Origin of the sequence: Dyadobacter beijingensis DSM 21582 (assembly GCF_000382205.1) — a bacterium.
Taxonomy (GTDB): domain Bacteria; phylum Bacteroidota; class Bacteroidia; order Cytophagales; family Spirosomataceae; genus Dyadobacter; species Dyadobacter beijingensis.
Map to the genome: position 1 here is coordinate 718,412 of NZ_KB907789.1, position 26,334 is coordinate 744,745.

Consider the following 26,334-nt stretch of genomic DNA (forward strand, 5'->3'; position numbering starts at 1 on the left):
GAATTGCCTGGGTAAAAAATCGTTCGTGCCTCCGGCACTTGTGCGCAGCAAGTGCCGGAGGCACGAACGATACTCCAGCCAGGGATTTCAATCCCTGAAAAAGGAATCAGACGGGCGCATGGAAAAGATATTGTTCTTGAAATTCAACGCCGTTTTTAACAAGCATATCCAGGTATTCTTTCGGAAACGAGATTCCGTAATGATGTTCCTCCTGATTTTCAATGTATCTGTAAACCCGTTTGATTTCAGATTTATTATAGGAGAAGGCACCATAGCCTACCTGCCATTCAAACCTGTTTCTTAGAAACCCGGATTCATTAATCCATTTCGAAGACTTCGCCTTTGCTACCTTCATAATTTCGGAGACAGGAAGCGATGGCTTCAATCTAAACAAGCAATGCACATGGTCTTCAACACCATTCACGATGAGCGTCTGCGCGCCCGTTTCATTAATAAGGTTGCCAATTACCCCAAACAGCTCGTACCGCCACGGCTTGTGCAGCAATGCTGCCCGATACTTTACCGCGAAAACACATTGAATGAAAATTTGAGAATAGCTATTGCCCATCGGTGTCGATTTACGTTCAGCAAAAAGCTAATACCGTAAATCATAACATTAAAATACAATGAACAAACGGCCTCCGATCAATAAGCCAGCAACCGCCCGCAAGCCACCACCGCCACCCAAACCACAATCGAAATACCTGCGCAGAGCCGTGCCATCCCCGGCATGTCACCCGAAGCGCCGCGGAATTTGAACGGCTCGTAAACGAACCGGTGAAATACGAATACATTCAACCCGGCAAACAATATCAGTCCCACCTTCGTCCAGAAAACAGGATCTGTACCGAGGGCACGGGCGTTGGTAATGAAAAGCAGCAGGCCCGAAGGAATAATAAGGATCAGCCCGCGCTGCGACCACGGCAGCAGGTAGCGTGAGAGCGCAGTCACGGGCAAATGTCCCGCGGAGCCCAGCAGGCGCAGGTCGAACAATAACGCCGCGCCTACCAGGACCACAATACCTATTATATGTACAATCTCCAAAGTGGGGTACAGCCACAGCGATTGCCTGATACCGACCGCCCAGGACGATTTTTCCAGCGCTTCAAGCCATTGGTGATAATTTTGCACGCCTAACGCAGTTCATATTTCTCACTACCCACAAAAATGCGCTCGGCACGCATTTCATTTTTCTCGGTTTTGTGCGGGTAGGCCACCAAACGGACCATAGTCCCTTTCTTGATCATGTCGGCATTCAGCCCGCGCGATTCCATGCGGGTAACGGGCGCGAGGTACACGGTGGTGAGCTCCTTATTGTACTTCACTTTGGCCAGTACATGCGGGTTTTCATAGGTAAGGTCCTCGATTTTGGCTTTAAAATCGGTCGGCTTGGTCTGGTCGTAATCGGCCCAACCGTGGTGCAGGATCGTGAACGAGGCGCAGGCGAGCAGCGCCAATGCAAGCGAGATGTTTTTGAGCTTAGCCATAACCTATTGATTTTAGTGTAGTTAAATGTAACCAATTCATTCCTCTTAAAAAACCAAACCATTTACAAAGAGCATGCCCGCCCATCCCAAATGTTTTCCGCTATATTTGTCCGCTCACCATTTTCATCTACGTTTTGAAAAAATTCCTCCTTTTCGCGCTGCTTACCGCCGCGACCCATAGCTTCGCCCAGGACGGCAAATTGCCGCTGGACAACAAAAACAATATCAGCTATACGGATTCAGGCCAGCCGCAACTAAGCAAAACCGACCTGCACAAAAAGATCCGGGCATGGGTGGAAAAGAAATTCGGAAATGCAGAGAATGCGATCACCAGCGACGATACACAGGCCGGAATTATGCTCATTACCAGCTACATACCAGTTATTCACTCGAATTACCAATACATTCGCTTCGACCTCGGCGTGCAGTACAAGGACAACCGGTACGACGCCCGCATCACTACCCTCGACGGTGTTTCGGCCGAGCACAGCCCCATTCGCCTGAATTCGAAGGAGAATGACAACATTACCGCCAAAGAGCAGGTCATCAAAACCGAAAGCAACCGCAAAAAGCGCAAGGACGCCGAACTGGAATTGCAGGTCGCGAAGGCCGATAACGACGGGATCAACACATCGCTGTATAACCTGCTGGGCGACCTCAAAAACTACATGACCAAACCTTCGGCGGAATAAGTCCGGGGCAGATCATTTCAGCCCTTTCCACTTTTTCAGGATCATTTCGGCAATCACCTCGTAGCCTTTGTCCGAAGGGTGCAGGCCGTCGTAGGTCATGGCAATGGACGCTTCCGGGTAGGGATATTCGTCTGCTTCGGGATTGAACGGCACATCGATATAGTCGGGATATTTGTACTCGCGATAGTTGCCGGTCTGCGGGTCTTTTAGCCGCTTGAAAACCACCATATTATCCAGGTTAATGCCACTGTCGTGGTACAGGTCCACCACGGGGAGTTTTTCTTTCCTGCCAATCTCGACCACTGCATTCGCAAATTGCTCCAAGGTTTGGTCCTTTTTAGGCTTGTACGAGCCAAATGCGTTGTTTTTGTGGCTATTGATATATACGAAATCACCCCGCTGCATGGGCGTAATGAGGATAATCTTTGCCTTTTTATTGAGCTGCTTCAACTTATCGGTAATGACGCGAAATGCGCCGTAAACCGTCCCGGTACCCTTCGATTGCTCATAATCCTGCATATTGCCCAGCGTTTTCCCCTGCCACCAGTCATTTGTACCTAGAAAAACAGTGTACACATCCGCTTCCACGAGTCCCAGCGACTCGATTTTGTTGGCGATATTGACCGCCGTCCAGCCATTATGCCCCTGATTGATATAGTTAACCTGCGGAAATTTCTCGGAGATCAACGTCAGATAGCCCTTGGTGACGCGATGGCCGGTTTCGTTTTGGTGATCGTTGAGGTAGGTAATGGAGTCGCCGATGGCTACCCAGGTGATTTTCCTCGGGCCCGAGGCATTGATAAACAGGAATAATGCGCAAAAAAAGAGCAGTTTTTTCATCGGGATCAGGAATTTGAAATTTCCTGAAAGTTAGTCCAACATCGCTGACACTGCAAATCCGGAGAAATTCCCGCAAACTAACGTCCGGCATTCGGCGTCAAACCTGTGGCTCCATCCCCAAAGGGCGGTCGAATTGCGTTCAGCAGTACTTAATTTTGTCTACACAAATACTACACTATTTCAATATTATGTAGTACAAATACGCAATTTCAGTTTTGTAGAAGTAAATTTTCAATTAATTGATAATCAATTAATTGAAAATTTATAGCCACGTAGAACTTCATTTACCCTCCTCTTTATCGAATTTAAATGCGCCCATTCGGTCACCAGCCCGACGAGTTCACCTGTGCGATGTATCGAATTTGCTTTTAACTATACGTAGCACTAATATTACATCACCTTGCAAGTGTGGGCATGCCGAAAACCACTTAACCGAGTAGGCAACAAAAACTAACCTCATCAATCTCATGGTAGGAATTGGACTTTCTCTTACTCAGCTTCTTTTGTGGCTCGACTCTATTCTTCCTGATGTATCTGTTATCCTTTCCTGGTAACAGACCCTTGAAGCATTAATAAATGAGGCCGTACTCTCGCGAGACGGCCTCATTGGCATTATCGGCATTTCCTTTCTGCTTATGCGAAGAAGCTCGGGCGCTGGAGATATTCCGGGTGCCAGCTTGCATCGCGGCGGCGCAATGCGCGTGCGATGGTCACAATCGCTTCCTGGCGGTTCCGTTGGTGCTCTTCCTGTCCCCGGGCTGTCAAATACTCGCCTACAATCTCCCATTCGAAAGAATCGGTACGCGAATCGTAGATCCCTACCGGCACGCGGTTCTCATCTGTAAGCATCAATCCCTGAATAAGTTGCGCTTCCTCCTGTGTAGGACAGCCGATGTGCTGATACTGATCGTTCAGCGTGTATAGTACCGAATAGCGGTTTTCTGAATATTCTTCTTTGTGAGTGCGGTCAGTGAAAATCTGATCCAGAAATGCGCGGAATCCCGCAGGCTTGTTTTTACTTTTTTGTACTTGTTTCATGGTAAAGAATTTTTGAGGGATTTGACGGCAAAATACCAAAATGTATTTCTAAGTCACAATACCGTACCGTTTGATATAAACGCTACTAAAAACTAAAACTATTATTGTTTATCAATAGTTTACAAATTTACGATTTCTTTCCACGCCCAGGCTAAAATCTTCCGATCACCCTTTTAACATATTAGAATAATACTATTTAATGCGAGATTTCACCGCTTGCACCGGTTGCTTGTAAGTAAAAAATCGCCACCGGGAGGTGCGTTAATGTCCCCCGGCAGCGATCCGTAACCAATCCGTTGGCGTGATGCCCGCCCAACGGCCTAGGCCGTCTGCATATATGCTTCTTCGATCAGTCTTTTCAGGTCCTCCTCACATTCTTTCACCCGCAGGGAAACGCTTGTGGCAAGCCATATTGTACAACCGTGGCTGTATCCCATATAGTACAGGATTTTCTCCACACTTACGACCAGAGTTTCGTCGAATTCGCCGGTAAGTTTGATAAATGGCATCATGGTAAGAGTATTTTAGTGGTACTGAAAATTTAATGAAAACACTTTAATTATCCATGTTTTTTATCAAATTATTCCAATAACCCGTCTTAATTTGGCCATATTTACTGACTTTCGAGCATCTCTTTCAATACGAGGGCCTGATTGCGGTCTTCCGTTTTGGCCGAAAAAAGCAATGTAACCACTTCATTTTCCAGAGCGAGCCGCTTCAATTCCTGCAATGGGTCCGAACCAGTCAATTCGGCATGGTAGCGTTCCGAGAATTCCTCCCAGGCGTCCATATGCGCGTGGAACCAGGTACGTAGCTCATTCGAGGGTGCTACTTCCTTCATCCAGCGGTCGATCGCCGCCGCTTCTTTCGTAATGCCGCGCGGCCAGAGGCGATCTACCAATATCCGGTAGCCGTCCGTCGCAGCCACGGGCTCGTAAATCCGTTTCGTTTTAATGTTCATAGTGTGAAAATTTGATTGTCAATTAAAGTTAGCGAACCCGCTGACTTTACCGCTCATTGCTTACCGCATTTTTAATTCTGAACTCGCCTGTAATGGACTTGCAAGGTAGCCGGGCATGGCCCTGTGAGTCATGTTGCATTTCACGCCATCCGCGCCGGCTACGAACTCGGCGCGGGTGACATGGAATAGGCATTTCAGTTAAGGTTTCTGAATGCGCTCGGCGATTTGCCGGTTTTAGTCTTGAATATTTTGGTAAAATGCGACGGATGCTCAAAACCCAGCTCGTAAGCGATCTCGCTGATCGAATGCCCGGTTCCCCAGAGCAGCGACTTGGCCTTATCGATCGTCCGCAAATGAATGTGCTCCTGGGTGGTTTTGCCGGTGAAGCGGTTCAGAAGGTCGGACAGGTAGTTGGGCGAGAGGTTCAGTTCCGAGGCGAAGTATCTGACGTTGGGCAAACCCTTGTCAATCAACGTATCTTCTGCGAAATAGTCGTTCAGTAACCGCTCGAAATGCTGCACGAGGTCGTTGCTGACTTTGGCGCGGGTGTAAAACTGCCGGTCGTAAAAGCGGTCGCAGTAATTGAGCAGCAGTTCGATATTACCGGTGATGAGGCGGAGCGTGTGCTTGTCGATGTTTTGGGAATACTCGCGTTCGATTTTCGCGACGCAATCGCGGATCAGCAACTTTTCGTCCTCGGAAATATGCAAGGCTTCATTGACGTCATAGGCGAAAAACGAATATTGGTGCATTTTTTGTCCCAATTCGGTCGCATTCAGCAAATCGGGATGGATGAACAATGCCCAGCCCTCTTCCACGCCGCCTTCGTCGATGCTCCCCGTTATGACCTGCCAGGGTGCGGTGAACATGAGCGACCCTTCGCTGAAATCGTAATGGCCTTTTCCGTATTTCAAAACCCCATGGATGCGCTTGCACGAGATGGTGTAGAAGCCGAAGCGGAACGCGGTGAGCTCGCGCGGGCATTGCGCGTAGAACTGGGTGTTATCGATGAGGCTGATCAGCGGGTGCTTCGGCTTGGAAGCGCCCACGTAGTCGTGCAGGCCGCTGATGGACTCGATGTCGTGATACTGGCTGGTCATAATGAGAAGCAATATAGTGGTAAGCGGCCTGCTACAAGAATCCTGCGATCATATTCCGGATCGCCAGGTCGTCCATTTGCTTTGTCGCTTCCAAAAGCTGGATGGCGTCGGCACCGACCGGGTACCGCAACTGTTCCGAACCGTCGGTAGCGGCCTCGAAAATGGCCTCCGCCACTTCCCACACATTTTCCGACATCGGCCAGTCGTCCACTTTCCCTGCGAATGCATCGTAAGCCGGATGGTAATCCAACAAATCGCCCGCGCCATAAGTTGCCAGCGAACGGCCCGCGAAATCGGTTTTATAACCACCGGGCTCCACCACTTTCACTTGAATGCCCAGTGGCCCGAGCTCGAATTGCAGCGATTCCGAAAGACCTTCCACCGCATATTTGGTAGCATGGTACAGCGTGGAGAACGGAAATGCAACCCGGCCGCCCATGGACGCCACATTGATGATCACCCCGCTTTTCCGGCTACGCATCTGCGGCAGCACGGCCCTGATCGTCTCGATCACCCCGAAAACATTCACATCGAACTGCTGCCGTACCACTTCCGCAGGCGCCGCTTCCAGCACGCCCAGCGAGCCAAAACCGGCATTGTTCACCAGCACGTCGATGCCACCGAATCGCGCAATACCCTGTTCCACCGCAGACGCGATACTCGCGCTATCGGTCACGTCCAAACGGACGAGCAGCACATTATCCAGCCCCCCAAGTTCCGTCTCCTTTTCCGGCGACCGCATAGAAGCAATCACATTCCATCCATTTTTCTGAAACAACCGGGCGGCGTCCTTCCCAAATCCCGAAGAAGCGCCTGTAATCAATACTGTCTTTGTCATCATTTTGTTTGTTTGATTGAATGATGCAAAGTTGGGGTATGGCGAAGCGGCGGGCTTATATGAATCTACTGGTGGCTTATACTTTTCAATGGTAAGCAACGGGTGCAGGGAAGATCAAAAGAACGGTCAAATTTATATCGAAAAGATTTGTCAGGTAATAAATATCGCCATTTAGTTGATTCTGACGCGGACCGGCCCCTTGATATTCTGAACATCTACAGGCGTACCCTTTTGCGTTATTACCACGCTGCCTTTTTTATGCAAATCAATTGCTACCGCAAGTACATCTTTCATATGCCTACGCCAATCGTCAGGAAAGAGCATGCGCGCGATTTCAGACGGGCAAGTACTTTTCTCCGCACCACGATGAATGGCGGTAGACAGAATGGTTGCCGCTATTTTGTCATAATACTGCATGCGTTGGCCGCTTAATTTCCTGGTCAGACATGCGTTTGCCACAAGTGATTGAAACGCAATAACAAAAATAGCGCACAATAGCCAGAGAAAGCTGTCATAGGCAACTTATCCGAAATGACCGTCCGGTCACTTTGCGCCGATTTTGACGATTACTTTCCGATACAAAACTTCGAAAAAATATTATCCAGCAAATCATCCGTAACAATAGTCCCCGTAATCTCCCCCAAATGATGCAGCGCCAACCGGATATCCTGCGCCAGAAAATCTCCCGTAACACCCAGCGATAGCCCGTTCAAAACATCGGTAAGTGAATCCGAAGTCTTAATCAAATGCTCGTAATGCCGCAGATTGGTCACCACAGTATCCCCGGCAGCTTGCCCGTGCACGAGTGAAACGAGTTTCGAAGTCAAAGCAGCCAAATTCTGCTGCGTGTGCGCTGATATAGGGAGAATGTCCGAGGTATTCGAGGACAATTCATCAAAAAGCGAAGGATTAATATCCATTTTATTCAACACAAAAAGCACTTCCTTCCCGGCAGGCAGCAATGCGGCCAACGCACGGTTCTCTGCCAGCGTTTCTACGCTATCAAAAAGGAAAATCACAATATCCGCTTTGTCCATGGCTGCTTTCGAGCGCTCGATTCCGATCGATTCGACGACGTCGGTCGTTTCACGGATACCGGCGGTGTCGATGAAACGGAATTTCAAGCCATCGAGCACGATGGTATCTTCAATCACATCGCGCGTCGTTCCTGCGATGGCGGTGACGATGGCTTTTTCTTCATTTAATAGTGCATTGAGCAATGTCGATTTGCCCACATTCGGCGAGCCGATAATGGCTACCGGAACGCCTTCCTTAATCGCATTACCAAAATCGAACGAGCTGATCAGCGGCTCGATGGTCGCCAGCAGGGCGTCGATGAGCCTGCGGAGGTCGTCTCGCTCGGCGAATTCTACGTCTTCTTCGCCGAAATCCAGTTCCAGCTCGATCATCGAGGCGAAATGGATCAGTTCGGCACGCAGCGAGGCTAGTTTTTTGGAAAATCCACCACGCAATTGGTTCAATGCGGTTTTATGGCTGGCCTGGGAGTCGGCGGCGATCAGGTCGGCGACAGCTTCGGCTTGCACTAGGTCAAACTGGCCGTTCAGGAAGGCGCGCTGGGTGAATTCGCCGGGCTTGGCCATGCGGGCACCTTTGACGATGAGCGCCTTCAATATCTGGCGGATAATGTAGTCGGAACCGTGGCAGGAAATTTCGACGGAATCTTCTTTGGTAAAAGAGCGCGGCGTTTTGAAAACCGAAACGAGCACTTCGTCGATGATCTCGTCGCCGGCATTGATCGTGCCGAAATGCACAGTGTGGGTTTCGACATTTTCGAGGTTTTTGCCTTTAAATATGTTGTTCACCATGGCGATCGAACCCAGGCCCGACACGCGTATAACGCCTATCGCGCCCACGCCTGAGGGCGTCGCGAGCGCGCAAATCACTTCCTGCTGTTGTATTACTGCTAAATTCATAACTGCAAATATGCTATAATTTGAGAGAACCAATATCTCGGGCAGGAAGTTTGAATTTTGTACCTTTACGGGATTTTTCCGGCGCCGAGCCGTGTTACACTTTTTTCAACATTAAGATTTTCAAGACATTGCTTACCGAAACTTTACCCATCGTTACTTCTCAACTTCCGGTGATGGAAGCCTTCTACACTTTGCAGGGTGAGGGCCAGCACAGCGGTCGTGCCGCGTATTTCATCCGCCTCGGCGGCTGCGATGTGGGCTGTCACTGGTGCGACGTGAAGGAGTCGTGGGATGCCAGCATTCATCCTAAATTCGACATCGATGCGATTGTGGATGGCGCATTGCAATATCCCGGTCGATTGGCGGTCATTACCGGTGGGGAGCCATTAATGTACAATCTCGACGAGCTCACGGGCGCATTGCAGGCCGCAGGCTTTAAAACCAATATCGAAACCTCGGGCGTGTACCCGTTCACGGGGCATTGGGACTGGGTGTGTTTCTCTCCCAAAAAATTCAAAACCCCGCACCCCGACATTTATACGAATGCCCACGAGCTGAAAGCAATCATTTATAACAAAAGCGATTTCGAGTTTGCGGAAGAACATGCCGCAAAAGTTTCGCCTGATTGCACGCTGCTTCTCCAACCCGAATGGAGTAAGCAGGACGTCATGCTGCCTTTGATAATTGACTATATCAAAGACAATCCCAAATGGAAAATGTCGTTACAAACTCACAAGTTTATGAACATTCCATAATGCACCGGGTTATTTTTCTCTGCCTTTTCATTGGTTTAATTACCACAAAATCCGTTTCAGCTCAGGAAGTTACATTATCCAGAAAAGCACGGGAAGTATACGATAAGGCACAAAAAGCCTGGCAGGAAAGGAAGCTCCCCGAAGCCACCGAGCTCTTTACCAAAGTCCTCGAAATGGAGCCCAACAGCTACGATACACACCTCCGCCTGGCGCAGGTTTACGAGCTCCAGCGTAACGCCGATCTCACCCGCAAACATTACAAAAAAGCTGTTCAGCTGCGGCCCGATGCACCGCAATCGGCACCGGCGCTGCAATGGATCGGCCGCGACCATTTCAATGCACAACGCTACGACTCGGCGCAATTTTACTTCGAAAAAGCACAAGCACTGTTCCCGCCAAAATCCAGTTTGGGCAGGCTGGCGGAAAAATCCGTAGCATCTTCGAAGTTTGCCCGGCAAGCCGCTAAAAATCCGCTGCCGATCGAGAAAAAATCATTGGGCGACACCGTCAATTTCCTGGAAACGCAGTATTTCCCTGTCCTGACGGCCGACGACGAGACATTGATATTCACCGGATTAACCGCCAACCGCGACGAGAACATCTATTTCACCCGCCGCATCAAAGGCAGCCGGGCTGACCGTTGGGACGTTCCCGAAGAGATCTCGAAAACCATTAATACCGCCAACAACGAAGGCACCTGCACCGTTTCCGCCGACGGCCGTACCCTCGTTTTCACCGCCTGCAACCGCGCCGATGGGTACGGCAGCTGCGATTTGTACATTTCCCACAAGGAAGGCAAGGAATGGAGCCAGCCGGTGAATCTCGGGCAGGAGGTCAATTCGCGGGAATGGGAGTCGCAGCCCTCGCTCTCAGCCGACGGGCATACGCTCTATTTCGCGTCCGACCGGAAAGGAGGCATCGGCAAGCGCGATATCTGGGTCACGCATTTGAACGACAAAAAACAATGGTCTGTCCCCAAAAACCTCGGCCCGACCATTAATACCTCCGACGAAGAGAATGCGCCGTTCATTCACGCCAACGGCCGCACGCTGTTTTACTCGTCCAACGGCCTGCCGGGAATGGGCGGTTTCGACATTTTTATTGCCCAAAAAATAGACACCACCTGGGCCGCGCCGACCAACCTTGGCTACCCTATCAACACCGTTTCGGACCAGGTAGGGCTTTTTATCGCTTCCAACGGCGAAAACGCCTATTATACCGATGACAACACCGACAAAGGCAATGGCCGCTCGCTCATTTATACCTTCCGCGTGCCCGAGTCGCTGCAAAAGATCATCACGCCAACCCGCTATGCGAAGGGTAAAGTTTTTGATAAAAAAACAGGCACCGTACTAGCGTCGGAAATCGATTTATATGACTTGAAAAGCCAGTCGAAAGTAGGTTCGTTTACCTCCGATAGCCAGAACGGCTCGTTCCTGGCAGTCCTGAACAGCGGCGGCGAATATGCATTCTATGTATCAAAACCGGGGTATCTGTTTAAAAGCCTGTCGTTTTCGGTCAATAACGATCAGTCGTTTGTAGACCTTGAAATTCCATTGGAAGCCATTGAAAAAGACCGCGCGGAGGTTTTGAACAACATTTTTTTCAAAACCGGCGAATACATTCTCGACGACAAGTCAAAAGTCGAGCTCGACAAGCTGAGCGACTTTTTGAACAAAAACAAAACCATTAAAATAGAAATCTCCGGCCACACGGACGATGTGGGTTCGGACACCGAAAATATGGCGCTTTCCCAACGCCGGGCGCAGTCGGTGCAATATTACCTGCAACAGTCGGGAATTGCGGCCGATCGGATTCTGGCAAAAGGTTATGGGGAGACAAAGCCGATGGCACCGAACGATTCGGATGAAAACCGTCAGAAAAACCGAAGAATCGAATGGCGCGTCCTTTAAAGGCATTTGCATAACGGGCTGAAATTTTGCACTTTTGTCAGTCCGCCGATGTTGTACTAACAGGTACACAAAGGCAAAATCCCTATCCACACGCGAAGATCTGGCCTTTGAGGCACCGCCGGTTTTTCCGGTAAAACTGAGAACATTCGTCATTAACAGTAGTTTTTATAATAACATGTCATCCGAGAAAGTATCCTGCCTGATTATCGGCTCCGGCCCTGCCGGTTACACTGCCGCCATATATGCATCCCGCGCGGGATTGAATCCTGTACTTTACCAAGGCGCCCAGCCGGGCGGCCAGCTGACCATCACTACCGAGGTCGACAATTATCCTGGCTATCCCGACGGCATTACCGGCCCTGAAATGATGATCAACTTCGAAAAACAGGCCAAACGCTTCGGTACCGATGTCCGGTACGGCCTTGCCACGTCGGTTGATTTTACCGGTTACCCACACAAAGTGATCATCGACAACAAGCACGAGATCACCGCCGATGCAGTCATTATTTCCACAGGTGCTTCCGCCAAATGGTTGGGGCTGGAAGGTGAAGAGCGTTTGAATGGCCGCGGCGTATCTGCCTGCGCGGTTTGCGACGGTTTCTTCTTCCGTAACCAGGACGTGGTTGTCGTAGGTGCGGGCGACACCGCTGCCGAAGAAGCCAGCTACCTGGCGAAATTGTGCCGTAAAGTATACCTGCTCGTTCGCCGCGACGAAATGCGCGCGTCGAAGATCATGCAGAAGCGCTTGGAAACGTTGCCGAACATCGAAATCCTCTGGAACACTGAAACCGTCAAACTGAACGGCGAAGAAGGTTTGGAATCGGTATTGGTGAAAAATAATAAAACCGGCGAGGAGCAACTTTTGGAAGCAACCGGTTTCTTTGTTGCGATTGGCCACAAACCGAATACGGATATTTTCAAAGGTTATCTCAATATGGACGAAACCGGATATATCCAGACCATCAAAGGAAGCTCCTGCACCAACATCAAAGGCGTATTTGCCTGCGGTGATGCCCAGGACAATGTTTACCGCCAGGCGATTACCGCTGCGGGAACAGGTTGTATGGCGGCTTTGGATGCTGAGCGGTTCCTGGTGGAACGGGAAGTGGACGTTATAATCGAAGAAGAAACAGCTTAAAATCAATCGCGCAACCCTAATAAGGATCAGGCTACGCTGAATGATAAGCACCAGCGTAGTCTGATTTGGTATTATACTTATGAAAGTAAAGCTTATTGTTTGTTTGCTAATGGCCGTGTGTTTAATCTCCTGGAACACGCAAGCGCAAGAGCGAGGAAAATTCCGAAAAAATCCGAAGATCAACCAGTCGGGCAACAATGCCAACGAAGGCCCGACCACCAAAGCCACGCCTCAGCCCGAGGACGAATACGAGGTAGAAACCTCTAACCTGAAATTCCAGAGCCAGTTCGAGCCGGTCAAGCCGCTGAACCCCGTCGTGAATGAAGATACCACCACCATTGACGAAGGGGAAACCGAAGTAGTGATCGCCGAAGATTCAGTGCTCGTAGCCGACGAATGGGTGAAGGCTGCCGAATATTATGTGATCTGGGACGCCCGAACAATTAACCCCTACGGCCTCAAAGCAGAGGATTTTGACGAGCCGGTAGACCTCAAACTGTACGATCAGGCCGCCAATCGCATGTGGTCCGCGCCGATGGACAAGACACCGGTAACCTCGCACTTCGCTTACCGCTGGGGCCGCTGGCACAACGGTACCGACCTCGACCTGGAAACGGGCGATTCGGTACGCAGCACTTACGACGGCATGGTCCGCATTGTGGCCTGGGACGGCAGCGGATACGGACGGTTTGTGGTAGTGAGGCATTATAACGGCCTGGAAACACTGTATGGTCACCTTTCCAAACAAATGGTGGAGTCAGGTCAGCTGGTGAAAGCAGGGGAAGTTATCGGTTTGGGAGGAAATACGGGCCGCAGCTCCGGCTCCCATTTGCATTACGAAAACCGCTACGAAGGTAACCCGTTCGATCCCGAGCATATATTCGACTGGCCCGGTACAACCATCAAGTCCGACCATTTCCTGCTGACCAGCGCGGCATGGAGCCACATCCGGGGCAAATCTTCTAAAAGCGAATTCGAGGCCGGCGACGCGCCAAAGGCCTATTCCCGTTCCATTTTGCACAAAGTACGCTCGGGTGACACCCTGGGCTCCATCGCATCGCGCTATGGTGTGAGCATCTCATCCATTGCCCGCAAAAACCGCATGTCCACCCGCACCACGCTGCGGATCGGACAGAAATTGCGCATCAAATAATCCCGAAACAACCATGAAATTAGATATCCTTGCCATCACAGCCCACCCCGACGACGTGGAGCTGTGTTGCGCCGGAACGCTGCTAGCGCAAATGGCGCTGGGCAAAAAAGTAGGTATTGTGGATCTTACCCGCGGCGAGCTGGGTACCCGAGGAACACCCGAAGGCCGCATTCAGGAAGGGCTCGACGCCGCACGCATTTTGGGCGTGGAAGTACGCGAGAATGTAGGCCTGGCCGACGGTTTCTTCAAAAACGACGAGGCGCACCAGAAAGCCATTATCCCTTTTATCCGCAAATACCGTCCCGAAATCGTCATTACCAACGCCATCAACGACCGCCATCCCGACCATGGGCGTGGTGCAGAACTGGTGGCCGAAGCCAGCTTCTATTCCGGCCTGCGTATGGTGAAAACTTTCGACGAGCAAGGCAACGAACAGGAAGCGTGGCGGCCGAAACAGGTATTCCACTCCATTCAGGACCGGTACATCACGCCCGACTTCATCGTCGACATTACCGAGTTCCACGACAAGAAGATCGAGGCCGTCAAAGCATTCAAAAGCCAGTTCCACGTACCCGACTACAAGGGTGAAGGCGAGCCGCAGAGCTACATTTCTTCTCCCGAATTCCTGGAATTCATCATCGCGCGGGCGCAGGAAATGGGCCACGCGATAGGTGTGAAATACGGCGAAGGCTTCACAACCGCGCGTAAGCTGGGCGTACGCGACCTGTCGGTATTCATCTGACCAGCGTTGTGATACTTTTGTTATAAAATTCAGGGAATTTGTTTGACCTGTGCGAGCGTTTTAATCGTATATCCTGATAAACCAGATCATAAACGCATGAAAAACCTCATAATGGCCGCAATGGTCGGAATTTGTGCCCTGACATTGCAAAACTGCTACGGGCAATCCTCCGCCGACCAGGGCAAACCGGCTGCGAAAGCACCCGAATATTCCCATACAGAAACGGCGCCCGTCAAAAAAAGCAACGACGACTGGCGGAAAATCCTTTCACCCGAAGTGTACAACGTAGCGCGCCTCAAAGGCACCGAGCGCCCGTTCACAAGCGAGTACGAGCATTCCAAAGAAATAGGCACGTTCTACTGCGCCGTGTGCGGCAACCCGCTGTTCAAAAGCGACGCCAAGTATGAAAGCGGCTGCGGGTGGCCCAGTTTCTTCGAGCCCATCAACAAAAAATCAATTATCGAAGCGACAGACAACAGCCTGGGCATGCACCGCATCGAGGTCATGTGCGGCCGGTGCAAATCACACTTAGGCCACGTTTTCGACGACGGCCCGCCTCCTACCGGCTTGCGTTACTGCATTAATGGCGTCGTGCTCGATTTCGAAAAAGCGAAAACCGCCGAGAAGAAATTCAATAGCAAAAAGAAACCGGAGTCGGGCAGCTAGTACCATACTTCGAATTTGGTGAGTCAAAAAAGGCATTCCCCCTGCCGCAGGCTAAGCAGCTTGTGTTCAGGGGGAATGCCTTTCTGTTTGTTACTAGATGAAATTTTTTCTCTAACCTCGTTTTAATAATTTGTTCCAATTCTAAATAATACATATGTTTGCCACGATTTATATTTATTCTAAATAAATCGATCAGTTACATCCCTAACAAAACGCTTACTGGATCAAATGCTACACTACAATTTCAAATTGCGGGCGATGCTGTTCGCCTCAATCGTTGCATTCGGACTCGTTTCATGCTCGGACGACGACGAACCTACCCCTCCTGCTCAGCAAGACCTTCGCACGAAGATCGACTACGCGAAAGTAACACCGACAACACCTTACAAAGCCCTCTTCATCGATACGAAAGGTGATACTACCGCCGATACCAAGTCGGGTGTAGACCGTTATAGAATGTTCCAGGCGATCAACTATTATCTCGGAAGCGCAGTAAGGGATTCTGCTACACTGGATGCGGCCGTGTTGAAAAACATGTACGCCAATACCGGTAACCCGTTTAAAGATGTTAAATCGGGTGCCGTTCAGGTGGTTGGTGCCGATCTGAATGCATCCGGCGTTCAGCTTCGCAACGTGACAGCTTCTTCAAAAGCAGCTGCGGAAGCTGAAACCAACCGCGCTGCATTGGAAACCTATTTCGCACAAATCGCGGAGGCCAGCAAATCCGTGAAAGGGAAAGCCGAGAAAGGAAAAGCCGGCAAGCTGGGCAACTACCTCGTGGATGCGAAAGGAATCGAGATCGCGCAGATCATCCAGAAAGGCCTCATCGGTGCATTGCAGCTGGACTACATCGGCAACATCCAGCTCGATAAGGGCCTGGAAGCCGACAACAAGACATTGGTTTCCGGCAAAAAATACACCGCTTTGGAACACAACTGGGACGAAGCATTCGGCTTGCTAACGCCTAACCCGATCTTCCTCGAAGGTGCTACGGACGCCGCCAAAGGTGCCAAGGCAACCGAGTCGTTCCTGGGTTCTTACCTTTGGGAATACAACAAGGCCGCATATGCCAAAATCCACTCCGCATTCCTGAAAGGCCGCGTGGCGATCGTGAACAACGACAAAACCGAGCTGAAAACACAGGCTACCTTCATCCGCACGGAAATGGAGAAAGCCATTGCTTCGGCTGCATTGGGCTACCTCGGCAAATGGAAAAGCGGTACCGACGACGCTACCCGTGCGCACGCCATGGGCGAAGGACTGGGCTTCATTTACTCCCTCCGCTTCGCGACCATCAACGGTGCCGACGCGGGATTCTCCGACGCGATCCTGCTTGGCCTCATCGGCTCGCCAAATGGCTTCTGGGACTTGACCAACGACAAGATCAACGCGGCTTCCGACGCGATTACCAAGAAATTCAAGCTGTAAGGCTTCCCATAACCTGCAATCAGGACGGTGGATCGGCAATTTTGCCGGTCCACCATTTCTCGTTTTAATCTAACCTTTGATACAATGAAAAAGTACTTCGCGCTCCTGCTGACCGTCTTCTTTCTCGGCTGTTCAAGCGGAAGCGAAAAGCCCGGTCCGCAGCCGGTGGATGAAGGCCAGGACCGCTCGGTCATGCTCAAAAGTCTGGCAGAGCGGATCATCGTCCCCTCCTACGATCAGTTTAAAACGAAATTCGACGATATGAATGCCAAATCGAAGGCATTCACGGCCAAACCCGACGCACAAACGCTCGCCGCATTCCGCGCCGCCTGGGCAGATGCCTACATAGCATGGCAGCATGTCGAGCTGTTCGATTTCGGGCCGGGCGAAAAGCACACCATCCGCAATTTCTTCAACATTTACCCCACCAATGTAGCAGGCATTACCGCCAACTACTCCGACCCGGCGTCGAACCTGGAAGTACCGGCCTCCTACGCCACACAAGGTTTTCCCGCATTGGATTACCTCATCAACGGCCTCGGTGCCGACGATACGGCCATTCTCGCCCAATACACCTCCGACCGGGACGCGGCCAGGAGGCTTGCGTACGTGACGCGCATCATCACACGAATGGAGTCGCTGCTCGGCAAGGTCACGGGGGAATGGAAGGGTGACTACATGAATACCTTCACCACGAAAACCGGCCTCGACATCGGCTCGTCCACCTCGCTGATGGTGAACGGCCTCGTACTGCATTACGAACGCTACATCCGTTCCGGCAAATTCGGCATACCGTCCGGCGCAATGGCCAACGGCATTCCGTCACCCGACAAAGTGGAGGCATTCTACGCGAAAAACATTTCGAAAAACCTCGCACAATCCGCGCATAAGGCCTATGTCGATTTTTTCAATGGCAAACACGCGGTCACCGGCGAAGCGGGCACAGGCCTGAAAACCTACCTCGACGCCCTGGGTGCGAAAGATAGCAGCAACGGCAAATTGCTCAGCGAGAGCATCAATGCACAATTCACCGTCGCAACGGGCAAGCTCGACGCATTGAAATCCAACCTGTACGACGAGGTCAAAACCAACAACCAGGCGATGAAAGACACTTACAATGAAATGCAGAAGGCCGTGCGGATGCTGAAAGTGGATATGACCTCCGCCATGAGCATTACCATTACCTACACCGACAACGACGGCGATTAGTACCCAACCATGCGGGCATATTTGCAAAAATACACCTCCGCGGCCCCTCTGGCCGTTTTCAGAGCCCTCTTCGGACTGATGCTGGCGATCAGCACGGTACGTTTTGTGGCTTTGGGGTGGGTGCAGGAGCTGTACATCAGCCCGCGGTTTTTTTTCCCTTTCTATGGTTTCGAATTTGTAAAACCGCTCGGCGAATGGACTTACCTCCTGTTCGCCATTTGCGGCATTTCGGCCCTCCTGGTGGCGATTGGCTGGCATTACCGGGTGGCGGCGGTGGTGCTTTTCATGAGTTTTACCTACATCGAACTCATGGACAAAACCACTTATCTCAACCACTACTATTTCGTAAGCCTGCTCTGCTTCCTGCTTATGTTCCTGCCCGCGCACGCCGCATTTTCCGTGGACGCCCGCCGGAATGCCAGGCTTCGGGCCGGGCAAATCCCCGCCTGGTGCATTGATGCCCTGCGCGTGCTCGTTTGCATGCTGTACGCCTATGCGGGCATCGCGAAGCTTAATAGCGACTGGCTGCTGGAAGCATTACCGCTCCGGATATGGCTGCCCGCCAAAAACGACGTGCCCATTTTGGGACCGCTGTTCAACCACGTCGAAACCGCCTACGCATTCAGCTGGATCGGCTGCATATACGATCTCAGTGTAGGATTTCTGCTCTGGAACCGCCGCACGCGACCATTTGCCTATGCTTCGGTAGTGGTGTTCCACTTGCTCACGTCGCTGCTCTTCCCTATCGGCATGTTTCCGTACGTAATGATCGTCACGGCGCTGATATTCTTTCCCGCTGCATTTCACCAGAAAATCATCGATCGCGTAAGTTCGGCACTGAAACTGCGCCGGGAGCACATTAGTCCGGGTGGCCGGTACTATTTTCCGGGGCTGGCATTACCAATGGTCCAGGGCATTTTTGTCTTGTTTTTTGTATTCCAAATCATCTTTCCGTTCCGGTACCTGCTCTATTCCGACGAGCTTTTCTGGACCGAAGAAGGTTACCGGTTCTCATGGCGGGTGATGCTGATGGAAAAAGCGGGTTACACGCAATTTACCGTTACGGACGCCACCGGAAAGCGACAGGTCGTCAATAACAACGACTTCCTGACGCGCTTGCAGGAGAAAATGATGTCCACCCAGCCCGATATGATCCTGCAATATGCGCACATCCTGCGCGACCATTACGCCGCGCACGGCTTCACGGCCCCGCAAGTTTACGTGGACTCCTATGTGGCCCTCAACGGCCGCACGGGCAAGCCGCTCGTCGCCCCAGACCTGGACCTCGCGAAAGAAAGCGAGTCGTTCCGGCACAAATCCTGGATTACCCCATTTAAAGATGAAATTAAAGGTTTATAAATATTTGCCCCTCCTGCTGCTCGTCAGCACCATTTCACTCGCTCAAACGCGACTGACGGGCCGTATTCTGTCTAAAACGGACAGCACGGCGATCGCGGCCTGCACGATATTCCTGAGCGAAAACCTGACGACCGTCACCGACGAGGAAGGCCGTTTCACATTCGTCTCTATTCCCGATGGCGCTTATACGCTGCAAACGACCGTTTCGGATTACCATATCCAGAAAAAGCATTTCAATGCCAAAGGCAAAGCCCTGCATTTTGAATTCTACCTGTCTTCCTCCGACCAGAACCTGAACGAATTGACAGTCAAGGAGAAAGCGGCCGATTTCGGGTTCTCGCGGCTGCGCGGCGTGGAGAGTATGGGTATTTATGAGGGTAAAAAATCGGAAGTGATCACGCCCGACCAGCTGGTTGCGAACCTCTCGACGAACAATGCGCGGCAGGTGTATTCGCGCGTGGCGGGACTGAATATCTGGGAAAATGAAGGCGGCGGCTTGCAGCTTAACATCGGCGGCCGCGGCCTCGACCCGAACCGGAGCGCCAACTTCAACGTCCGTCAGAACGGCCACGACATCAGCGCCGATGCACTGGGCTACCCCGAAAGCTACTATACCCCTCCAATCGAAGCCGTTGGCAAGATCCAGATTGTGCGTGGTGCAGCTTCGCTGCAATATGGCACGCAGTTTGGCGGATTGATCAATTTTGTCATGAAAAAACCGGTGCAGGACCGCAAAATCGAAGTGGTAGCGCGGCAAAGCGTGGGTTCGTTCGGGTTTTATAATGCGTTCACGAGCGCAAGCGGCACGGTGGGGAAATTGAGCTATTACACTTTTTTCCAATACAAACGGGCTGACGGCTGGCGCGCGAACTCGCTTTTCAACAATTACACCTTCTACACCGACCTCGACTACAAAATATCCGAAAAAACGACGATCGGCCTCGACGTAACGCACATGCATTACCTGGCCAAGCAGCCGGGCGGTCTTTCAGACGCCATGTTCGCCGACAATCCCCGCCAGACCAACCGCGAACGCAACTGGTTCCAGGTCAACTGGAATATGGCAGCATTGCATTTCGACCACCGTTTCAATGCCGGCAACGAGTTTAACCTGCGCATTTTCGGACTGGCGGCGAACCGCTATTCGCTCGGTTTCCGTCCCAACCGCGTGGCGACGATCGACGACAACAGCGAGCGCGACCTCATTAAGGGCGATTTTACGAATTGGGGCGCAGAAGCGCGCTACCTGAAACGGTATAGCGTTGCCAAGAAAATGTCGGTACTGCTCCTGGGCGGCCGGTATTATTATGGGTATAACCACAATCTGCAGGGCCTCGGCTCGAAGGGCAAGGACGCCGATTTCAATTTCGTCGAGCCCGACCGCTTTATTACCTACGATTACCGCTTCCCGAACCGCAACATTTCACTTTTTGCCGAAAACATCTTTTACCTGAACGAGAAACTGTCGGTCACGCCAGGCCTCCGTTTTGAGTACATTAAAACGACTGCCGACGGCTATTACGGCAACATCGCGCGCGACCTGGCCGGCAATGTGATCAACATTTCGCGAACGGACGAGTACCGCACCAATGGCCGCCACTTCCTGCTGGCGGGCATCGGCATCGGCTACAAGCCGGTTGACAAGATGGAATTGTATGGAAATATCTCGCAAAACTACCGCTCGATCACGTTCAGCGACATGCGGATCGCTAACCCGTCGTCGGTCATCGACCCGAACCTGAAAGACGAGAAAGGCTATTCGATCGATCTCGGTGTCCGCAGCCACCAGACGACGCTGTACAATTACGATGTCAGTTTGTTTTACCTCAATTACGACAACCGCATCGGCGAGGTGCAGTTCTATGACGAAAGCAACCGCGTGCTCCGCCTCCGCAGCAATGTCGGCCAGGCGATCATCATGGGCATTGAATCCTACGCCGAGGCCGATTTCCTCCGCCTGGCGCGCCCGGACAATGCGGATTGGAGCGGCGTTTTGTTCGCGAATGTCGCATTCATCAAATCGGAATACAGGCGGAGCGAAATACCCGGTGTACAGGGCAACCAGGTGGAGTTTGTACCGAAGGTGAACCTTAAAACCGGCTTACGGCTCGGCTATAAGAAATTGAAAGGCTCATTCCAGTTCACCCATTTGACGGACCAGTACTCCGAGGCAACCAATGCGGTGGACGGCGGCGTGTCGTCGGTTGTAGGACTTATCCCGGCCTACAAAATCATGGATGCAAGTCTTTCCTACGAATGGAAGAGGTTTCGCGTCGAGAGCAGTGTCAACAACCTGACCAACGAGATGTATTTCACACGCCGCGCCACAGGCTACCCAGGCCCTGGCATATTGCCGTCCGACGGGCGGGGCTTTTACCTGACATTACAATTCAAAATATAGGGCTAATAGCATGACCCGACGGCTTGCCTACCGCCGGTATTTTCCCAAAATAACCCCGAAATGAACGCCCAGGACAATGCTGGGCATTATATCGCTCTTACCGGGCCTGGCATTCTCCCATAAGTCGTCGATGCCGCGGATCTCCGAATCGGGCACGCCGGGGGTGTGCGAGGTGGTGAATACGTACCGGAAGCCCAGGCCGGTGAAGAGGTCGATCGTGATCCGGCTTGGCGTAACGAACTGCCAGCCAAAACGGGCATGCAGCGCGCCGACGTTCCTGTCCACCCGTACATCCTGGTTCTGGAAAAAACTGCACGGGCCAAACCCGCCGGTGCAATCCCGCCCTATCCACTGGTTTTCGCGGTATACGACTTTTTTAAACAAAAACTCCGGCCCGATGTAAGCGCGCATCCGCCGTTTTTCCACGAAATAGAATTGCAGATGCGTGCGGCTTTTGAAAGTTTGTTTGTCAGGCATCCAGTCGCGGTCCTGGTAGCCGAAATTGAACGACGAATGCCCGAAACCGAGGTCCTGCTGGATGGACACATCGCCCTTCCCCAACGGCACTTCCACACCGAATTGAACGGTATTGTCATAGTCGAACATCGCCATTGGCGAAAATTTGACAATCACATGCCGTTTGGCCGATTCCACATCGAACTGCGCGAAAACCTTCGGAAATGGGCATAACAATATCAAAAGCGTAATGCATGTCCGCCTCATAGCACGGGGATCTGGCTTAGATACCGAATGCTGTCCGAATCGTCGAAGCTGTATTGGAACAGTCCTTTTTTTCCGGTGATGATCAGGTGTTTGCCGCGCACGATGACGTCGTATGAAGGCAGATCCTGGTAGTACCGCTGGTGCACAGGTTTCGCGGGGTCGGTAATGTCCATCACGCGGAACCCCTTATCGCCTTCGCATACGAACAGCTTTTTACCCGAAACACCGAGCCCGAACGGCGAATCGACCGTCTGGCTGTTCACGAGCGCGGGGCGTGTGGGATCGCTGATATCGACCACGTCCAGCGAGCTGAACGAGCCGCCCGGCCGGCAATTAACTCCTGCACGGAGCGTCACATACGCATATTTGTCCTGCACCACCACCGGGTCGCACGACATCACGTGGGTGAATTTGCTCATCAAAATCGGGTTCGCAGGCGTGGCATTGTTATAAATGTACATGCCGTCCATGGCGCCGATAAACAGGTTTTGTTTGTAGGGGAAAATCGTTTCGATCCCCACACCCATATTCCGGCTGATGGTTTTGGCCGGGTTACCGCCGTCCTTGATATCGTATACTTCCAGCGATTGTTTCGAAACAATGTAAAGTGTGTTGCCCGTAATGGCGAAGCGTGCCATAGAGCCACCGGTGCCGGTTTGCGGGTTTACGCCGGAGTCGCCCATGTTATCGCTGCAGGCATTCAGGATGAGCATCAGGCCGGCGGCGGCCAGCACGAGGAACAGCAGAGGTATTATTTTTTTCATAGCCGGTATTTTTTCAAATCATGTGTATTTCAAAATCCGTCAGCGGTAGCATTTGGGCTGCTTGTCCATCGAAACCTTCTCCCAATCCACTACGACGCCTTTTTTGGGATCTGCGCACTCGAAATAAATGCCCGTCATCGGCGGGTAGTTCTGCACTGGCAGCGCATTGGCGATCGTCTTGGTAAGCCTGGGCGCTTTGGGATCGGATATGTCGATCACGAGCAGGTTGGAGAGGTTGTCGGCGTACAGCCAGTTGTCTTTCACGGCGATATCGTAATTCCCCGTAATCGAGATAAATGAAAGGTTTTCCGGTTTTGTCGAATCGGCATTGTCGATTACGTGGATGCCCTTTCCCAGCTCATTGATAAACAGATAGCGCCCGAATGTGTAGATCTTGCCCGGTTCTTTGAGCGCCTGGGCGGCGGAAACTTCCACTTTGGCAACGTCTTCGGCATTTTTGTACACCGGCCGGTACCCCGTTCCGTCGAATTTCACGTTACCGACAAACGGCTCGGATTCCCGGTTGTAGCACGACGACATCAGCAGCGCGATGCCCGCGGCAAGTAAAGTACTTCTCATGGCTTGAAGGTTGAAGTTTCACTTTCAGACACATTGTTGCATTTAAACGTTGCAGTATGTATCCGCTTTTCGCTAAATAATTAAGCGATTGAGAATCGCCTGATTTATTGTACATTACCACCATCCTATTCACCATTTACTGTCCTTCTCTTGATGAAAAAGTTACTCAGAATCGCGGGTATCCTGCTATTGGTACTCGTGCTGGCCGTCGCTGCGGCGGCCACCTATGTCAAAACCGCCTTGCCCGACACGGGCGATGCGCCGGTGATCACGGTCGAAAGGACGCCCGAGCGCGTCGCCCGTGGTGAATACCTCGCCAACCACGTAACCGTCTGTATGGATTGCCACAGCACGCGCGACTGGTCGCTGTTCTCGGCACCGCTCGTTTCGGGCAACTTCGGGGGCGGCGGCGAGCTGTTTAGCCGCGATATGGGCTTCCCCGGCGTATTCTATGCAAGAAATATTACCCCGTACGGCATCGGCAGCTGGACCGACGGCGAGGTGTTCAGGGCCATCACCACGGGCCAGAGCCGCGACGGCCACGCATTGTTCCCTATTATGCCGTACCTGAATTACGGCCAGCTGGATGAGGAAGATATTTACAGCGTCATCGCCTACATTCGCACGCTTGCACCTGTGAAGCACGATATTCAGCCCGCCGAAGCCGATTTCCCCGTCAACTTCATCATCAACACGATGCCGACGAAAGCCAACCTTACCAAACGCCCGGCCGAAACCGACCAGGTGGCGTACGGTCGGTATATGGCCAACGCCTCTGGCTGCGTGGAATGCCATAGCAAGCGCGACAAAGGCCAGCGGGTGCCCGGCACGGATTATGGCGGCGGGATGGAGTTTCAGATGCCGAACGGCATTACTACCTCGGCCAACATTACACCGCATAAAACCAACGGGATCGGCAGCTGGACGGCCGACGCGTTCGTGAAGCGGTTCAAGGCCTATGCGGATTCTACTTACAAACCAGCCAAAGTCGGACCGAAAGATATGAACACGGCCATGCCGTGGATGATGTATGCCGGTATGAAGGAAACCGATTTGCGCGCCATTTACGCATACCTGCAAACCGTGAACCCGCTGGATAACAAGGTCGTGAAGTTCCGGCCTAACTAATATCGAGCGTCAATACATCGAGCATTCGCCGGAACTCCGGCTGGTAGGGAGCCTGTATTTGTACAGGCTCTTTTTTGATGGGATGGATAAATTCCAGCGACAATGCGTGGAGCATCATCTGCATCATATTCAAATGCTCCTTGAAATAGCGGTTCTGCTTGTTGCAGCCGTGTGGCCGATCGCCGATAATGGGGTGGAGAATGTGCGCCATATGCTTGCGCAGCTGGTGCATCCGGCCGGTTTCGGGATTGAGCTGCACGAGCGAATAGCGGGAAGTTGGATGCTTGCCGACCTGGAAAGGCACTTCCGTGCGGAGTAATGTTTCAAAAAAAGTCACGGCATCCTGCGTCACGCCATCGTCGCGCTTCAAAGGGTAGTCGATTTTGCCGCTATCGGGTGCGTAGCCTCTCACAATGGCCTGATAAGTCTTAGTGACCTGTCCTTCCATGAACTGCTGCTGCATTGCGCTGTTGGTATTTTCGTCCAGTGCAAACAGCAGCACGCCGGAAGTTTTGCGGTCGAGACGGTGGACCGGGTATACGCGCTGCCCGAGCTGATCGCGCAGGAGCTGTACGGCAAATACATCGGCGTCGCTCGCAATGGGCGACCGGTGGACGAGCAGGCCATTAGGCTTGTTAATGGCCACGAGCCATTCGTCCTGGTAAAGGATTTCCAGCAATAAAGGATCGTCGTTCACTCAAAAAATGGACAGTTCTTTCCCGGTTTTCGAAGTCAGCACGGCGTATGAGTTAGGTTTAATACCCAGGAAATAGGGAAAAAGCCGCAGCAATGCGTGCTTGAACTTCGTGACGTAATAGCCCTTCGCATTGTTCCTGAACTGCATTTTCAGCACCGCATCGTCGTAGAGGTGACAAATGTCTTTTTCGACCTCGAAATTCTCCGATTTTAACAAAAACCTGAACAGCGAGGGCGTGTAAATGTTAATGTGCCCGTAGGACAGGAAATGCTTCAACTTGCGGTCGACATAGAACGAAAAGTCGATCGGCACCTCGAAAATCTGGTATTTGGAAACGCGTTTGATCTCGCGCAGGAGCATGCGTTCGTGCTCCACGTGTTCGAGTACGTGCGAGCAGATCACAAGATCGAAATGGTTGTCGGGATACGGTATTTTGTAGCCGTCAAACAGCAGGATATCGTGCAGGTTGGGGATATTTTTGGACTTGATGCGCTCAATACCGCTTTCGGAAATTTCCACACAGTTGAGGTCGTTGCAGAAATCCCATTGGGCCAGCCAGTTCAGAATGCTTCCTTCGCCTGCCCCTACTTCGAGCACGTTTTTGAAACTGATATGCTTTGAAAGCGCGACGATATTCTTCGCCTTGAACTTCGCGCCCGTATTGCGCCATTCCACCATATTCTCGTCATACTGGGCGGAATACGACTCTTTTACATTATCCGAGATCTGCATGTTGTGATAGTATGAATCGATCGTGAAGGCAAAAGAAGCTATTTTTTGACCATTCTC

At 51.7% G+C, this 26,334-nt stretch carries 28 protein-coding genes; 12 read left to right on the forward strand and 16 right to left on the reverse strand.

Features of this window, described 5'->3' with window-relative positions:
• Positions 1 to 106 precede the first annotated feature (106 nt).
• The 3 genes from tnpA to H144_RS0121580 form a co-directional block, all read right to left on the reverse strand.
• A complete protein-coding gene (tnpA, locus tag H144_RS0121570) occupies positions 107 to 568 on the reverse strand; it encodes an IS200/IS605 family transposase (protein WP_019944191.1) in 462 nt (153 codons plus the stop codon).
• Positions 569 to 645: 77 nt separating this feature from the next.
• On the reverse strand, positions 646 to 1,131 hold the full coding sequence (locus tag H144_RS0121575; RefSeq protein WP_019944192.1) for a DUF6644 family protein: 486 nt from the start codon (positions 1,129 to 1,131) through the stop codon (positions 646 to 648).
• A 2-nt stretch (positions 1,132 to 1,133) separates the two neighbouring features.
• Positions 1,134 to 1,487 carry a DUF6152 family protein gene (locus H144_RS0121580; RefSeq protein WP_019944193.1) on the reverse strand — a complete coding sequence of 118 codons (354 nt, stop codon included), beginning with the start codon at positions 1,485 to 1,487 and terminating at the stop codon, positions 1,134 to 1,136.
• 134 nt (positions 1,488 to 1,621) lie between these two features.
• Between H144_RS0121580 and H144_RS0121585 the strand changes: the two genes are divergently transcribed.
• Positions 1,622 to 2,179, forward strand: a complete 558-nt coding sequence (locus tag H144_RS0121585; RefSeq protein WP_019944194.1) for a DUF4468 domain-containing protein — start codon at positions 1,622 to 1,624, stop codon at positions 2,177 to 2,179.
• 12 nt (positions 2,180 to 2,191) lie between these two features.
• On the opposite strand, the gene H144_RS0121590 is transcribed toward H144_RS0121585, so the two are convergent.
• The 8 genes from H144_RS0121590 to mnmE all read right to left on the reverse strand — a co-directional run bounded on the left by H144_RS0121590 (position 2,192) and on the right by mnmE (position 8,890).
• Complete coding sequence (locus tag H144_RS0121590; protein WP_019944195.1) at positions 2,192 to 3,019, reverse strand: SGNH/GDSL hydrolase family protein; 828 nt, start codon at positions 3,017 to 3,019, stop codon at positions 2,192 to 2,194.
• A 633-nt stretch (positions 3,020 to 3,652) separates the two neighbouring features.
• On the reverse strand, positions 3,653 to 4,057 hold the full coding sequence (locus tag H144_RS0121595) for a hypothetical protein (RefSeq protein WP_019944196.1): 405 nt from the start codon (positions 4,055 to 4,057) through the stop codon (positions 3,653 to 3,655).
• A 320-nt stretch (positions 4,058 to 4,377) separates the two neighbouring features.
• The gene (locus tag H144_RS0121600; RefSeq protein ID WP_019944197.1) at positions 4,378 to 4,569 is read right to left on the reverse strand and encodes a hypothetical protein; all 192 of its coding nucleotides are present in this window, start codon (positions 4,567 to 4,569) and stop codon (positions 4,378 to 4,380) included.
• Positions 4,570 to 4,670: 101 nt separating this feature from the next.
• Positions 4,671 to 5,018, reverse strand: a complete 348-nt coding sequence (locus H144_RS0121605; RefSeq protein WP_019944198.1) for a DUF488 domain-containing protein — start codon at positions 5,016 to 5,018, stop codon at positions 4,671 to 4,673.
• A 194-nt stretch (positions 5,019 to 5,212) separates the two neighbouring features.
• Positions 5,213 to 6,118 carry a helix-turn-helix domain-containing protein gene (locus tag H144_RS0121610; protein WP_019944199.1) on the reverse strand — a complete coding sequence of 302 codons (906 nt, stop codon included), beginning with the start codon at positions 6,116 to 6,118 and terminating at the stop codon, positions 5,213 to 5,215.
• A gap of 31 nt (positions 6,119 to 6,149) precedes the next feature.
• Positions 6,150 to 6,959: an SDR family oxidoreductase gene (locus H144_RS0121615; protein WP_019944200.1), complete on the reverse strand. Its 810-nt coding sequence runs from the start codon at positions 6,957 to 6,959 to the stop codon at positions 6,150 to 6,152.
• Positions 6,960 to 7,127: 168 nt separating this feature from the next.
• The gene (locus tag H144_RS0121625) at positions 7,128 to 7,373 is read right to left on the reverse strand and encodes a DUF3253 domain-containing protein (protein ID WP_026350891.1); all 246 of its coding nucleotides are present in this window, start codon (positions 7,371 to 7,373) and stop codon (positions 7,128 to 7,130) included.
• A 149-nt stretch (positions 7,374 to 7,522) separates the two neighbouring features.
• Complete coding sequence (mnmE, locus tag H144_RS0121630) at positions 7,523 to 8,890, reverse strand: tRNA uridine-5-carboxymethylaminomethyl(34) synthesis GTPase MnmE (RefSeq protein ID WP_019944203.1); 1,368 nt, start codon at positions 8,888 to 8,890, stop codon at positions 7,523 to 7,525.
• Positions 8,891 to 9,063: 173 nt separating this feature from the next.
• Between mnmE and H144_RS0121635 the strand changes: the two genes are divergently transcribed.
• The 10 genes from H144_RS0121635 (at position 9,064) to H144_RS0121680 (ending at position 21,654) form a co-directional block, all read left to right on the forward strand.
• Positions 9,064 to 9,645, forward strand: coding sequence for a 7-carboxy-7-deazaguanine synthase QueE (locus tag H144_RS0121635; RefSeq protein WP_026350892.1), 582 nt, complete (start codon positions 9,064 to 9,066; stop codon positions 9,643 to 9,645).
• Positions 9,645 to 11,558, forward strand: a complete 1,914-nt coding sequence (locus H144_RS0121640; protein WP_019944205.1) for an OmpA family protein — start codon at positions 9,645 to 9,647, stop codon at positions 11,556 to 11,558. Before H144_RS0121635 ends, H144_RS0121640 begins: the two co-directional genes overlap by 1 nt.
• A 175-nt stretch (positions 11,559 to 11,733) precedes the next feature.
• Positions 11,734 to 12,696 carry a thioredoxin-disulfide reductase gene (gene trxB, locus H144_RS0121645; protein ID WP_019944206.1) on the forward strand — a complete coding sequence of 321 codons (963 nt, stop codon included), beginning with the start codon at positions 11,734 to 11,736 and terminating at the stop codon, positions 12,694 to 12,696.
• A gap of 79 nt (positions 12,697 to 12,775) precedes the next feature.
• Positions 12,776 to 13,849: a M23 family metallopeptidase gene (locus tag H144_RS0121650; protein ID WP_026350893.1), complete on the forward strand. Its 1,074-nt coding sequence runs from the start codon at positions 12,776 to 12,778 to the stop codon at positions 13,847 to 13,849.
• Between the two features lie 13 nt (positions 13,850 to 13,862).
• Entirely contained in the window at positions 13,863 to 14,591 is a 729-nt protein-coding gene (gene bshB1 / locus H144_RS0121655) for a bacillithiol biosynthesis deacetylase BshB1 (protein ID WP_019944208.1), read from the forward strand.
• A gap of 96 nt (positions 14,592 to 14,687) precedes the next feature.
• Positions 14,688 to 15,257, forward strand: coding sequence for a peptide-methionine (R)-S-oxide reductase MsrB (msrB, locus tag H144_RS0121660; protein ID WP_019944209.1), 570 nt, complete (start codon positions 14,688 to 14,690; stop codon positions 15,255 to 15,257).
• A 228-nt stretch (positions 15,258 to 15,485) separates the two neighbouring features.
• Complete coding sequence (locus H144_RS0121665) at positions 15,486 to 16,685, forward strand: DUF4856 domain-containing protein (RefSeq protein ID WP_026350894.1); 1,200 nt, start codon at positions 15,486 to 15,488, stop codon at positions 16,683 to 16,685.
• An 84-nt stretch (positions 16,686 to 16,769) separates the two neighbouring features.
• The gene (locus H144_RS0121670) at positions 16,770 to 17,894 is read left to right on the forward strand and encodes an imelysin family protein (RefSeq protein WP_019944211.1); all 1,125 of its coding nucleotides are present in this window, start codon (positions 16,770 to 16,772) and stop codon (positions 17,892 to 17,894) included.
• A 9-nt stretch (positions 17,895 to 17,903) separates the two neighbouring features.
• Positions 17,904 to 19,253, forward strand: a complete 1,350-nt coding sequence (locus H144_RS0121675) for an HTTM domain-containing protein (RefSeq protein ID WP_019944212.1) — start codon at positions 17,904 to 17,906, stop codon at positions 19,251 to 19,253.
• Positions 19,234 to 21,654, forward strand: coding sequence for a TonB-dependent receptor domain-containing protein (locus H144_RS0121680; RefSeq protein ID WP_019944213.1), 2,421 nt, complete (start codon positions 19,234 to 19,236; stop codon positions 21,652 to 21,654). Before H144_RS0121675 ends, H144_RS0121680 begins: the two co-directional genes overlap by 20 nt.
• 27 nt (positions 21,655 to 21,681) lie before the next feature.
• Here H144_RS0121680 and H144_RS0121685 read toward each other — a convergent pair whose 3' ends face one another.
• Genes H144_RS0121685 through H144_RS0121695 form a run of 3 tightly spaced genes read right to left on the reverse strand, consistent with a single transcriptional unit; the run spans position 21,682 to position 23,720 of the window.
• Positions 21,682 to 22,377 carry a hypothetical protein gene (locus H144_RS0121685; RefSeq protein ID WP_019944214.1) on the reverse strand — a complete coding sequence of 232 codons (696 nt, stop codon included), beginning with the start codon at positions 22,375 to 22,377 and terminating at the stop codon, positions 21,682 to 21,684.
• Positions 22,374 to 23,141: an LVIVD repeat-containing protein gene (locus H144_RS0121690; protein ID WP_019944215.1), complete on the reverse strand. Its 768-nt coding sequence runs from the start codon at positions 23,139 to 23,141 to the stop codon at positions 22,374 to 22,376. The genes H144_RS0121685 and H144_RS0121690 overlap by 4 nt, the downstream gene beginning before the upstream one ends.
• A gap of 39 nt (positions 23,142 to 23,180) precedes the next feature.
• Positions 23,181 to 23,720, reverse strand: a complete 540-nt coding sequence (locus H144_RS0121695; protein ID WP_033403022.1) for an LVIVD repeat-containing protein — start codon at positions 23,718 to 23,720, stop codon at positions 23,181 to 23,183.
• Between the two features lie 153 nt (positions 23,721 to 23,873).
• Between H144_RS0121695 and H144_RS0121700 the strand changes: the two genes are divergently transcribed.
• Complete coding sequence (locus H144_RS0121700; protein WP_019944217.1) at positions 23,874 to 24,848, forward strand: c-type cytochrome; 975 nt, start codon at positions 23,874 to 23,876, stop codon at positions 24,846 to 24,848.
• Here the strand turns inward: H144_RS0121700 and H144_RS0121705 are convergent.
• Both H144_RS0121705 and H144_RS0121710 read right to left on the reverse strand, forming a co-directional pair.
• The gene (locus H144_RS0121705; RefSeq protein ID WP_019944218.1) at positions 24,841 to 25,545 is read right to left on the reverse strand and encodes a pseudouridine synthase; all 705 of its coding nucleotides are present in this window, start codon (positions 25,543 to 25,545) and stop codon (positions 24,841 to 24,843) included. The genes H144_RS0121700 and H144_RS0121705 overlap by 8 nt on opposite strands.
• Complete coding sequence (locus H144_RS0121710) at positions 25,546 to 26,277, reverse strand: class I SAM-dependent methyltransferase (RefSeq protein WP_019944219.1); 732 nt, start codon at positions 26,275 to 26,277, stop codon at positions 25,546 to 25,548. It lies immediately after the preceding gene.
• Between the last annotated feature and the right edge of the window lie 57 nt (positions 26,278 to 26,334).